Below are 13,042 nucleotides of genomic sequence, written 5' to 3' on the forward strand. Positions count from 1 at the left end.
ATTGTAATCTCGGGTCAACGTAAAAACCTGAGGGATTCATAGATTAAGCATAAATTTTAGTCAGTCTGAATAGAAAGAAAGTCCTGTCCTTTACTCCTCTGAACTGTGTTCTGAAGTCCTTGATTTTGGCATTGAACGATTCGGAAGCTGCGTTGGTGGAACGCCTGTCGAAAAAGTTGACGATTTCCAGATAATGTGTCTGTATGGAACGTATTACCCTTCCGAACGCAAGAAAGCCGGACTTTTCAACTTCGTCATACCATCTGGCAAGTCTTGTCAGAGCGGTGTCCTTGTGCTTGCACTGGTGATATATCAACCCGAGCCTCATGGAAAGATAGTATGCCTTCTTCAGGTCGGGATATTCCCTGAAGAGGATACCGGCACGTATGCGTTGGGATTCAGTCCATAATGACTCTTTTTTATACAGCAGATAGATACTGCGGGCGAGCAATTGCTTGCGCGAATCCCCGTTCTCAAAGGTCGGGGCATGGTATATCTTCCCGCACGCCTTTGCGTATGCGATCTGTATTGATTCCTTGTCCAAAGCCTCCCAGCGTGCCTTCACGCGCATTTCCTGTAAAGCTTCAAAAGCCAGCTTCTGCACATGGAAACGGTCAGTAACACGGCGTGCCGCAGGAAAGCAGACACGGGCGATCTGTTCCATATTAGGAGCCATATCCATAGTGATTTCCCTTACCTGAAACCGTCTGCGCCGGGAGAGACGGAGCAATACGGAGGTGACACTCCTTACATCTGTACCTTTTACAATGGCGATGATGCTGCCTGAACGGCCTGTCTTTTCCTTGTTTATGAGGATAGTATAGAGCTCACCACGCGAAAGGCAGACTTCATCTATACCCACATAGGCCCCTATATTCTTCTCAAAGAGAAGCCAGTCCCCGGCATGAGGAAGAGACTCCCATTTCAGATAACCGCTCAAGTGGTTGCGGTATTGACGTTCAAGAAGCTCACCGTCCACACCGAACAGGGTTCCCAGCAGCTTACAACTGACAGGAAGCGTATCAATATAATTCTTTTAAAAAAGACGCAAACTCATGCGTCATACGGCTGCCTTCCGCTACCAGTTTCCAGTTACGGCTTACGTAACGCCCCTCGTCTTTCAAAATCCACCGGCGCCGGCGGATATTCAGGAAAAGATTCTTGCCACGGATGGGGAAGTCCCGGACTACTACAGGGTCGTAGAAGCCTTTGCTTTCCACTTTGACAGTCGAATATTCACCGGGAAGCTCATTTTTCTCTTCCAGGTAAATCACGATTTCACTACTGCTTTCCTTTACATCGGAAATGTTGAAATAATCCAAGGTACCTTCGGGAAGAAGGAGACGGTAACCGTTAGTTTCCATAATCGCTGATGATTCGTTTGTTTCACACAAAGATAGGATTTTATCGGATATACCCCTCAGGATTTTACGTTGACCCTTTATTTGGAGAAAACTTACATAACTTTTTCAACCGATATAATTTCAGCTTTATTACAGAAGATACTGGGTTACCCCATAACTTTATCAATGATATTTACAAAGACACTCAAGGATATATCTGGGTAGCTACTAATAATGGAATAGGACGGTATAACGGCTATCAATTTATTCATTATAATTCCCAGTCCCACTCCATTCGCTTGAAAAACGACTACGTGCATAAAGTCTGTGAGGATAAGTTTCAACGACTCTGGATAGGGTCGGAAGAAGGAATAGACCTCATTGACTTGAAACATTATACACAGATAGACACGGACAAAGAACTGCCTGCCGAATTGAAATCTCTAGCAAGTAACTACATTGCATCCATCTATCGGGACAAGCAGAATAATTTGTGGATATCGACAGACAAGAATCTATGGTATCTGGAACTAGGCGTAGACGGGCAAATAAAAGATTACTATAAACTGAAAAAAGATACAGAATCCCCCATCCACGCTGTTATTGACCTGCAAGAATACATCTGTGCAGGCATAGATAATCATGTATGCCGTATTGAAAAAGGGAGCAACCACTTACTGAAAACCAGCATGGTATCGGAGCTGCTGAAACCCTTCTCAGAAGACTGGAGAATTCTCTGCATGGAAACTGACGGGAAATTGTTATGGATAGGAACCAATCGCGGACTCTTCAAGTATAACCATACCCAGCAGAGTTTGAACCGGTACCGTTACTCCAATCATCGCCCCGGAATGCTAAGTCAAGCCTATATAACCGGAGTTAAACTGACTAGCAAAGGAGATGTCATCGTTTCCACTCTGAACGGACTCAATGTATACAATCGGGATACCGATACTTTTACTTATATCCGCCAAAACAATGAAATGCCTGACAAGTCGTTGAACTGTAATTTCATCAACTGCCTGCTGACCGACAATGAGAATATCTGGGTAGGGACTGAGATAGGAGAAATCAATTTATTGACTCCCAATTGTCTGCAAACGTATGTGTGGCAATACAACTATCTGCGAGAAACCTCTCTTTCCCCCAATCCGGTCAATACCATCAGCGAAGACAAAGACGGAAATCTATGGGTAGGAACAGTAGAGGGAGGACTCAACAAAAAGAGCAAAGGCAGCGATGAGTTCATCCATTATACTTTTGACCAGAATAATCCCACTTCCATTAGTAACAACTCCATCCGTGGCATTCTCATTGATTCCGAAAATCATTTATGGGCATATACTTGGGGGGTCGGAATCAATGAACTAAATCTAAATATACCCCATAACCAAACTTTCCAACGCCATATCCGGGAAGACTCCATAGGATTGGAGGGAGATTTTCTAAGCAGCGCCTGTGAAGACACCATGAACAATGGTTTATGGTTTGGTACTACCAGAGGGCTTCATTTCTACCATAAAAAGACCAAGCGTTTCACCCGGGTCTTGTTTGACCGTTCCGACAATGAATTCGATGCGGTAGGGTCCATCATTATCGACCGCAAGAAACGTCTTTGGATGGGAACATCTGAAGGAGTTTTCATTATGGATTTATACTCGTTCTCCATTTCCTCCACACAATTCAGCTATACCTATTTAAAACATAAACTGACGGAACCCACTTCATTGCAATTAGAAAAAATAAACTGTATCATAGAAGATCATAATGGTACCATCTGGCTGGGAGCAAATGGGAACGGACTATATCAACTAGCGGAAGAAAATGGAACACAGTTCACATTTCATAACTACACCCGCAAGGATGGGTTACCCAATAATACCATTATAGGTATTGTGGAAGATAAAACGGGACATCTGTGGATGTCCACCAACCACGGCATCGCCCAACTGGATACACAAACCATGACTTTCACCAATTATACAAAAGAAGACGGACTGCCCAATAATCAGTTTTATTGGAACGCATCTTATTATTCTCCCCAAAATAATCTGTTATATTTCGGTACTATAAACGGATTAGTCGCTTTCACCCCCGATATAGCCAAGATAAAAAAGCAGGATGCCAAAGTCAAACTGACCTCAATCAGTGTCGCCGGTACCATGGTCTATCCTCCAGCAGACGGAAAAACTCCCTGCGCGGTAACAAATTTACATACCATCCGTCTGCACGAAAAAGATCATGGTTTTTCCATCGAGTTTTCCACCTTAAACTATGGAAACTGTAACCGAGTGAAATATGCCTACCGCTTGAAAAATTATGAGAATGAATGGACAGAAACCCTTCCTGGCGAACATACTGCTAGATACAATTTCATTCCCTCCGGAAAATATGTGTTCCAAGTCCGTGCCACAGACGAGAAAGGACATTGGTCTGATAAAATAACGGAAGTCAAAGTAACCATCACTCCTTATTTCTATAAATCCTGGTGGTTCTATTTATTGCTTGCCATTCTGATCACCGTAGGCAGCTATTATTTTTATCAATGGAAAATAAGTCTGTACCGTCAACAGAAAAAACAACTGGAAAAAGAAGTAGCCCAACGCACCCATGAGCTAGAGTTACAAAATAAACAACTAGAAATAATGGCACGACACGTCGAGGAGGTAACGGAAGAAAAAATTGCTTTCTTCACCAATATCACTCATGAATTCCGGACACCAGTCACTTTAATCAACGGTCCCATCCAACGCGCCCTTGACGAAAGCCATGAGCCGGAAGTAAAGAAACAGCTACAAATAGCTGAACGGAATTCCAATTATCTGCTATCACTAGTCAATGAATTAATGGACTTCAGAAAGTTAGATGCAGACAAAGTTGTATTAAATAAGACAAACGAAAACTTTATCCGCCTTATACAAAATATATTAATGCCTTTCGAAGTATTTGCCCATGAACGGAACATAAACATCATCACCTACTTCCGGCTCTGTACCCCGTTTTGGATATTTGATGTTGAATATATGCGCAAAGCCATTATTAATCTGATATCCAATGCTGTTAAATTCACTCCCGATTATGGAAAAATAAGTTTGTATGTGGCTTCCCTTACCGACAAAGACAACCATACCTGGCTGTTCATAGATATAAAAGATACAGGTAATGGTATCGTACCCGAAGATATAGAACGTATTTTCGAACGCTTCTACCAATCCAAAAAGAGCATCAAATATCCCGTTTATGGACAAAGCAGCACAGGAATCGGACTATTCTTATGTAAGAAAATCATTTCTCTACACGGAGGCAACATCTATGCAGGAAACAATCCCAAGCAAGGAGCTTTCTTCAGAATACTATTACCTTTGGAAAAAGGTATCCCCCAAGCCGAATCAGAAAAAGAAAAATATGAGCAGAATGAACACCCACTTTCCATTCCTGCCAATGGAAACGAGAAAAAGGAAACCATCCTCATTGTTGAAGATAATGCAGATATGCGTACTTATATTTGTTCCATTCTCAAAAACAATTATCAATTAAAAGAAGCACAGAACGGTGCAGAAGCTCTTTACTTGATTCAAAGAGAAACGATTGATTTGATTGTCAGCGACCTGATGATGCCCGTCATGGACGGGAATGAATTATCCCGCCAGGTAAAAGCTAATCTGGCTACTTCCCACATCCCCTTTCTCATGCTCACTGCCCTCCGGTCCGAAGCCCAAGAAAGAATCAGCTACGAAATAGGAGTAGATGAATATCTGTGCAAACCATTTGATGAGGTTATTCTAAAATTACGTATCCGAAATATACTTGCCTTACGCCAGAAATACAAATCCATGTTCTCCACTAGTATGAATTGTGAAACATTGAATATAAACGCTAGTTCCAAAGACAACACATTTATGACATCGGCAATCAATTTAATGAAAGAACATTATGCCGACTCGGATTATAACTTAGAGCGCTTTATCCGCGATATGGGATACAGCAAAACATTAGTCAATCAGAAATTACAATCCTTAACAGGGCAATCCATTGGCCAATTTATGAGAAACTACCGATTAAATGTGGCAAAAGAGACTTTAACCAAAGTCGAATGCAACATTTCTATTGCAGAAATCGCATATGCTGTAGGTTTTAACGACCCCAAATATTTCACAAAATGCTTCAAAGAGCTGTTTGGAGTACTTCCAAGCGAATATTTTGGAAGAAAATAGTTCACTTTACTATTTTACTCCATTTGTGCACCATATTCTCCTATAGAAAGCTTTGTTTCCCTTACATTTGTAAAAAACAGAAATGCAAATGTATATGAAAAACATATTCTTATTATTGAGCTGGCTGATACTACTCCCCTCCGGTATACTGGCAAACCCTATCAAGGGAATGCTGGAAAGGATAGACAAGGGAGCATCGAACAAGTTCGTAGTCGAACTACACAAAAGCTCTAACGACTTTTTCGAGTTAGACCGGAAAGGCGACAAGGTAGTGATACGAGGTAACACCTATATTAATATAGCAACCGGCATCAACTGGTACTTAAAGTATCATGCCGGAATCCATCTGTCATGGAACGGTATGTATGCCTCACTACCCGATGTTCTTCCTCCCGTCCTCCGTAAGGAACGCCACGAAACAAACCTAGCCCTGCGTTATGACTTCAATTACTGCACCTACTCTTACTCCATGGCATTCTGGGACTGGAAACGTTGGGAAAAGGAACTGGACTGGATGGCACTACACGGAATCAACCTGCCGCTCGCTGCCGTAGGACATGAATGTGTATGGCGTAACCTATTACTCCGGCTGGGGTTTTCCAAACAGCAAATCAATAATTTTATTGCCGGTCCGGCATTCCTTGCCTGGTGGGAAATGAACAATCTGGAAGGATGGGGAGGCCCTAATCCCGACAGTTGGTATGAACAACAAGAAGCCTTGCAAAAAAAGATATTGCAACGAATGAAAGAATGGGGAATGCACCCCGTACTGCCCGGTTATTCAGGTATGATCCCCTCCAAGCTGGATTTGGGAAAGCGTATTGATAGTGGGAAGGAAGAGAAAACGGCAGGCGACACTTCCTCGGAATCCGCCCAAAGCACCCTCAACAAATGGAACGGATTCGACCGACCGGGAATCTTACTACCCGACGACCCTAAGTTTACCCGGATTGCCAATCTATTTTACGAAGAAACCGAAAAACTGTATGGAACAAGTGACTACTACTCCATCGACCCTTTTCATGAAGCCAAAAACTTACCTGCCGAACTAGACTTCGGCAAAGCCGGCAGGGCTATTATGGACGCTATGAAAAAGGCCAATCCGAAAGCTGTGTGGGTGGTGCAGGGATGGACAGAAAACCCACGTCCGGAAATGATGAAAGCGCTGAATCCCGGCGATCTGCTTATCCTTGATTTATTTAGCGAATGTCGTCCCATGTGGGGCATTCCCTCTATATGGAAACGAGACAAAGGATACGAAGAACACAACTGGTTGTTCTGCCTGTTGGAGAATTTCGGGGGGAACGTGGGCTTGCATGGAAGGATGGACCAGCTTCTTCACAATTTCTACCTGACCAAGAACAATCCACTGGCCGCTCAGCTAAAAGGCATCGGTCTGACGATGGAAGGCATTGAAAATAATCCCGTTATGTTCGAACTGATGTGCGAACTTCCTTGGCGTGCAGAAAAGTTTACCAAAGAAGAATGGATCAAACAATACATCCGCGCACGCTATGGCACAGACGATGAATCTATCCAGCAAGCTTGGCAGATCCTGACAAACGGTATCTATAACTGTCCGGCAGGCAACAACCAACAAGGTCCTCACGAAAGTATCTTTTGTGGGCGTCCATCGCTGAATAATTTCCAAGCATCCAGCTGGAGCAAAATGTGCAACTATTACGATCCCACTACCACAACAGAAGCCGCACGGTTGATGGTGAGCGTGGCAGACAAATATCGCGGTAATAACAACTTTGAATATGACCTGGTGGACATCACCCGACAAGCCATTGCCGACCGTGCCCGAATAGTGTACAATTACGCTGTTGCCGACTTTAAAAGCTTCGACAAAAAAAATTACAACACACATACCCGACAGTTCTTGGAACTGTTGATGATGCAAGACAAGCTGCTGGGCACACGCAAGGAATTCAAAGTCGGAAACTGGATTCAACAAGCGCGCAATCTGGGAATCACACCTGAAGAGAAAGACCTCTACGAATGGAACGCCCGCGTACAAATCACCACATGGGGAAACCGCTACTGCGCCGACATCGGCAAATTACGAGATTATGCCCATAAGGAGTGGAACGGGCTGCTGCGCGACTTTTATTACAAACGTTGGGAAAAATACTGGCAAGTACTGCAAGACCAACTGGATGGCAAACTTCCTGTACTGCCAGTAGGTAATTCATCAACCCCCACTGCCGATAATCCAGCCATGACCATAGATTGGTATGCCCTGGAAGAACCATGGACACTGGCAAAGAACACCTATGCGGCATCTGCCGAAGGTGATTGTATAGAAGTAGCGAAAGAGGCTATAACATTGATAAACAATTGATAGTAAGATGAAAAAGGAAGAGCTCAATACAGAAACCGCACAGCAGGCACCGCCCATTAAAAAGAGGCTTTTGTCACTCGATGCACTCAGGGGCATCACTGTAGCAGGGATGATTCTGGTCAACAATGCAGGAGGCAAAGTGTCGTATGCACCTTTGCAACATTCTGTATGGAACGGACTGACACCTTGTGACTTGGTTTTTCCTTTCTTTCTGTTCATCATGGGTATTTCAACATATATTTCATTAAACAAATTCAATTTCAACGTTTCCCTACAAGTGGTAACCAAGATATTGAAACGCACATTTCTTATTCTATGCATCGGATGGGCAATCGGTTGGTTTGACCATGTATGTGAAGGTGACTTCCTGCCTTTTGTCCATCTGCGCATTCCCGGGGTACTGCAACGCATTGCTTTATGTTACTGTGTTATTTCTTTTACAGCCCTATTTATGAATCATAAGTTCATCCCCGCATTAACCTTTATCTTACTGGTAAGTTACACTGTCATATTATGCATGGGGAACGGTTATGCCTGCGATGAAAGCAATATTTTATCCATTATTGACAGGCAACTTTTCGGCGAAGCGCATCTCTATCAAAAGAGCCCGATTGATCCGGAAGGATTTGTAAGCACTCTCTCTGCTATCGCCCACACTTGTATCGGTTTTTCATGTGGAAAATGGATAATACAAAGCCATCAGACAGAAAACAAAGTACTCCGTTTGTTCTTGACCGGATTCATTCTGATAAGTATCGGCTATTTATTGGCAGATGTGCTGCCTTTAAATAAAAGAATATGGTCTCCTACTTTTGTTTTGGTGACCTGCGGAGCGGCTTCCATGTCACTTGCCACACTAAGAAGCTGTTTTGATTTCATTCGATAAATCTGTTAAGCATGATTTGGATGAATGCAATCTGTACCATAGCTTCTGCGGTTTCAGCAAGGAATTCGTAATCGATGGTCAGCCTTCTGAAGTTTTCCAGCCATGAGAAAGAGCGTTCCACAATCCAGCGTTTGGGCAGTACCTGAAATTTGGATGGACATTCGTCCGGTCTGAGTACGACCTCCAATATCCATCCGAATTTCTTCTTGACCCAATCAGCCAAATCTCCCCTGTAGCCTCCGTCCGCCAGGATTTTCACCAAACGCGGAAATTTATAAGCGAGTTTTTCTATGGCTTGTGGGGCGCCCTTGCTGTCATGCAGGTTGGCCTCATGGATTGCGACGGCTAACGGAAGGCCAAGCGTATCGACAATGATGTGCTCTTTCCGTCCTTTGATTTTCTTGTTCCCGTCTATACCACGGTCTGAATCAACATGATGGGAAGTCTTTACGCTTCTGGAATCCATGATGCCAAGACTGGGACTTTCCTGCCGTCCTGCCTGTTTACGGATGAAAGCGTGCAAGGTATCCATCACTTCTTCAAACACGCCTTCAAGCTTCCATTTACGGAAGTAGTAATAGACGGTTTGCCAAGGGGCGAAGTCAGAAGGAAGCATACGCCACTGGCAGCCGGTCTTGTTGATATAAAGGATGGCATTCATTATCTCTTTAAGCGAATGTTTTCGGTTCCTCGCTTGCGGCTCTAAAATATTTTTTATAACTTGCCACTGTTTTTCAGTCAGGTCGGTTGGATACTGTGTCATAACTTTATTGTTTGGTACCTTTAAAGATATAACATTTTTCCAATTGACCGGCTGATTCTGAATTGTATGTAGCCCTATAACATTATTCTTAAATCAATTCAAAACAGTTTCTAATGTATTATATAGACATAAGGAATAAACAAAAATGGTGCCGCTTCTTCATCATCTTCGGCGTCAACCCCCTATTCCTCTATGTATTGAGCGAAGTACTTTCCATTATGATGGGAAGTACCGGATGGAAGGCGGCAGCCTATGCAGCCATTCATTCAGGAATAACCGACGCCTACCTTGCCTCAGCCGTCTACGCCCTCGTTTTCACTCTGTTTTTGGGGTGTATCGGTTATCCACTATATCTTAAGAAAATATACATCAAACTGTAACAACAGATTCACAATATATAGAGAACTATACAGTATTAAACAAGAACATATTAATCAAAACCAAAATTAAATTCTATGCTAAACGTACAATCTCTAACCAAAAGGACAGTTGCACAGATAGTAGTCTTTGCATTACTCCTATTAAACAGTACACTGGCATTTGCTCAAAGTCAAGTCAACGGTCTTGTTACGGACAAAACCGGAGAACCTCTCATCGGGGTAAATGTAGTGGAAAAAGGTACTACCAACGGTGTTATCACTGACTTTAACGGACAGTTTACACTGAATGTAGCACAAGGAAAGACACTCGTATTCTCTTACGTGGGTTACACTACCCAGGAAATTACAGTAAAAGGATCTTCTTTGAAGATTATTATGGAAGAAGATTCTAAAACATTAGATGAAGTTGTGGTAGTAGGTTATGGCAGCATGAGTCGTAAGGATGTAACCAGCTCCATTACCACTGTGAAAGCAGACAAACTGAATATAGGAGTTTATTCTGACCCTGGACAGTTGCTGCAAGGTAAAGTCCCTGGTTTGACGGTAGTACAAAGCAGCGATCCGACTTCTGGTACTGCTTCTATCTCTTTACGTGGGGCTTCTTCTCTGCGTACCGGTGCGGCAATGGAACCTTATTATGTTATTGACGGTATTCCCGGTATGTCATTAAGTCTGATTGCTCCCGAAGATATTGAAAGCATTGACGTACTTCGTGACGCTTCTGCAACGGCTATTTATGGCTCCAAGGCTGCTAACGGTGTAATCTTGATTACCACCAAAAAAGGTAGTAAAAGTGAGCACACTTCTGTAAACTACAGCGCATATCTTGCATTTGACAACATTGCCAAGCGTTTAGATATGATGACTGCCGACGAACTCCGCACCTATGCCAAGGAAAATAACATCACTCTTCCGAATGACAAAGGAGCAAACACCAATTGGAACGATGAAGTACTGCGCACAGCAATCAGTCATAACCATAACGTTTCTATCAATGGCGGTTCAGAAAAGACTCAATACAGTGCCAGCATGAGTTATCAAAACAAACAAGGTATCGTACGTGGTACAGATTTCGAGCGTTTCGGCGGCCGCGCATTTTTGCAAACCAAAGCACTGAATGATCGGCTCACCTTAGCCTTTAACATGAATGCCGCACAATCAAAAGGTACCACCGTTGATTCCGCCAAAGATGGCCAATCCGTATTCGACGCCATGAATTATTATTCTCCACTAGTTCCTGTCACCAACGCAGACGGTTCTTGGTATAGCGACAAAACTATCTCCCAAAACTTCAATCCTGTATCCATGATCAATGAAGATACTTTTGAAAACAACAAGAAACTCCTTCAAGGAACAGCCAAAGGTACTTTAGATATCACTAAGGACTTAAAATGGAACTTAAGTCTTTCCTATCAAGACGAACAATATATATGGAACGAATACCATACCAGCAAATCCCAATATAACACCCGAAATGGCGAAGCTAAACGTATTGCAACAGAAAACAAGAAAAAAATTCTTGAAACATACATAAACTATGATCATACATTCGCCAATATCCACAAACTGGGCCTGATGGCCGGTTATTCATGGGAACAGAATGATGACAATGACAGTTTCGGTCTGGATGTCTACGACTTTTACAATGATAACACCACTTTTTATAATCTGAACCTTGCCAATAAAATGGATTGGCAGAATGGCGGTATCACCAGCAATAATAACGGTCATTTGGAAACTTTACGTATGATCTCATTTTATGGACGTATCAACTACTCCTTCAACAGCAAATACCTGCTTCAAGCAACAATTCGCCGTGACGGCTCCTCTGCCTTTGGAAAGAACAACCGTTGGGGAACTTTTCCATCTGCATCGTTGGCATGGCGTATGAGCGAAGAAAAGTTCATCAAAGATTTAAATGTTTTCGATGACTTGAAGTTCCGTGTTGGTTATGGTGTTAGTGGTAACTCACTCGGATTCGGAGCTTATTCGGCTATCCAGACTTACAGTACTTCAGGTTGGTTCAACTATACAAACGCCAATGGCACACAGAATAGTTACCATACCCTGGCAGCCGCCTCAAATGCCAATCCAGACCTAAAATGGGAACGTACAGCCATGTTGAACATCGGGCTGGACTTCAGCTTCTTTGGAGGCAGATTAGGAGGAACCATCGAATACTATGACAAGCGTACCAGCGACCTGATATACACTTACGAGGTTTCCACAAACCGCTATCCTTTCGGAACCATGCCGGCCAATGTGGGAGATATCAGCAATAAAGGTATTGAATTTACCATTAATGCCACTCCCATACAAACAAAAAATTTCTCTTGGCAAACCAGTTTGAACTTATCTCATAATAAAAATAACGTAGAAAGTATATCCAACAGCGAATATTCCGTAGATTATATCCGTGCAGCCGATCCTGAAATCGCAGGTTATTCTTCAAATGCAGACGTACAGCGCATCATGGAAGGACATCCTATCGGCACCTTCTACACCTACGAATGGGCCGGCTACAATAACCAAGGAGTATCCATCTTTTATGTACACGATCCTGAAACGGGTGAACGTACAGGCGAAACGACCACAGATCCTGAAACAGACAGAGACCGTACTATTATCGGTTGCGCACAACCTGACTTAAATTTAGGCTGGAGCAATAACTTCCAATACAAGAACTGGAATCTCGATTTATTCTTTACTGGTGTTTTTGGACAAGATATCTACAACGCCACTGCAGAACAATACTCTAATGTTTCTTTTGTGAAAGAAGGCCGCAATGTATTAAAAAGCGTAGCTACCGAACACCGTGCTACTGACACACAATCTCAAGCACCATCCAATCGCTGGATAGAGAACGGTAGTTATTTCCGTCTGTCCTCAGTCTCATTGGGATATACTTTCGGCAAAATTGGTAACTGGATAAACTCGCTCAAGCTATACGCCACTTGTAATAATGTATTCACCATTACCGGTTACTCCGGCCGTGATCCGGAAATCAACCTTGGAGGCTTGGAACCGGGCATGGACAGACGTACCAATTACTATCCGCGTACCCGTTCATTTATGATCGGTCTAAACGTGAACTTCTAACCATATAATT

General features: G+C 43.0%; 7 protein-coding genes and 1 pseudogene. 5 read left to right on the plus strand and 3 right to left on the minus strand.

The genetic code is table 11. The annotated features are described in order from the left end of the window. Positions 1–43 precede the first annotated feature (43 nt). Positions 44–997 carry an ISAon1 family transposase gene (locus GKD17_RS20330; RefSeq protein WP_229103367.1) on the minus strand — a complete coding sequence of 318 codons (954 nt, stop codon included), beginning with the start codon at positions 995–997 and terminating at the stop codon, positions 44–46. A 25-nt stretch (positions 998–1,022) separates the two neighbouring features. After that, the gene (locus GKD17_RS20335; protein WP_007843962.1) at positions 1,023–1,364 is read right to left on the minus strand and encodes an ISAon1 family transposase N-terminal region protein; all 342 of its coding nucleotides are present in this window, start codon (positions 1,362–1,364) and stop codon (positions 1,023–1,025) included. Positions 1,365–1,372: 8 nt separating this feature from the next. Here GKD17_RS20335 and GKD17_RS20340 point away from each other — a divergent pair, with 8 nt between their 5' ends. The 3 genes and pseudogenes from GKD17_RS20340 to GKD17_RS20350 form a co-directional block, all read left to right on the plus strand. After that, a complete protein-coding gene (locus GKD17_RS20340) occupies positions 1,373–5,557 on the plus strand; it encodes a hybrid sensor histidine kinase/response regulator transcription factor (protein WP_257229901.1) in 4,185 nt (1,394 codons plus the stop codon). Positions 5,558–5,639: 82 nt separating this feature from the next. Then, the gene (locus GKD17_RS20345) at positions 5,640–7,904 is read left to right on the plus strand and encodes an alpha-N-acetylglucosaminidase (protein ID WP_007839002.1); all 2,265 of its coding nucleotides are present in this window, start codon (positions 5,640–5,642) and stop codon (positions 7,902–7,904) included. A gap of 7 nt (positions 7,905–7,911) precedes the next feature. Continuing rightward, positions 7,912–8,778: pseudogene (locus tag GKD17_RS20350) on the plus strand (acyltransferase family protein); the annotation flags it as partial. Position 8,779: 1 nt separating this feature from the next. Here GKD17_RS20350 and GKD17_RS20355 read toward each other — a convergent pair. Next, positions 8,780–9,553, minus strand: coding sequence for an IS5 family transposase (locus GKD17_RS20355; protein ID WP_007839296.1), 774 nt, complete (start codon positions 9,551–9,553; stop codon positions 8,780–8,782). 113 nt (positions 9,554–9,666) lie between these two features. Between GKD17_RS20355 and GKD17_RS20360 the strand changes: the two genes are divergently transcribed. After that, on the plus strand, positions 9,667–9,933 hold the full coding sequence (locus GKD17_RS20360) for a hypothetical protein (RefSeq protein WP_257229903.1): 267 nt from the start codon (positions 9,667–9,669) through the stop codon (positions 9,931–9,933). 75 nt (positions 9,934–10,008) lie between these two features. Beyond that, a complete protein-coding gene (locus tag GKD17_RS20365) occupies positions 10,009–13,032 on the plus strand; it encodes a SusC/RagA family TonB-linked outer membrane protein (protein WP_007839008.1) in 3,024 nt (1,007 codons plus the stop codon). The last annotated feature ends 10 nt before the right edge of the window (positions 13,033–13,042 follow it).

The sequence above is a fragment of the Phocaeicola dorei genome, from assembly GCF_013009555.1.
GTDB classification, from domain to species: domain Bacteria; phylum Bacteroidota; class Bacteroidia; order Bacteroidales; family Bacteroidaceae; genus Phocaeicola; species Phocaeicola dorei.

Bases quoted from the DNA above. Each gene is read 5' to 3' on its own strand.
- GKD17_RS20335 (WP_007843962.1), bottom strand. From the start codon at position 1,364: ATGGAAACTAACGGTTACCGTCTCCTTCTTCCCGAAGGTACCTTGGAT.
- GKD17_RS20340 (WP_257229901.1), top strand. From the start codon at position 1,373: ATGATTCGTTTGTTTCACACAAAGATAGGATTTTATCGGATATACCCC.
- GKD17_RS20345 (WP_007839002.1), top strand. From the start codon at position 5,640: ATGCAAATGTATATGAAAAACATATTCTTATTATTGAGCTGGCTGATA.
- GKD17_RS20355 (WP_007839296.1), bottom strand. From the start codon at position 9,553: ATGACACAGTATCCAACCGACCTGACTGAAAAACAGTGGCAAGTTATA.
- GKD17_RS20360 (WP_257229903.1), top strand. From the start codon at position 9,667: ATGTATTATATAGACATAAGGAATAAACAAAAATGGTGCCGCTTCTTC.
- GKD17_RS20365 (WP_007839008.1), top strand. From the start codon at position 10,009: ATGCTAAACGTACAATCTCTAACCAAAAGGACAGTTGCACAGATAGTA.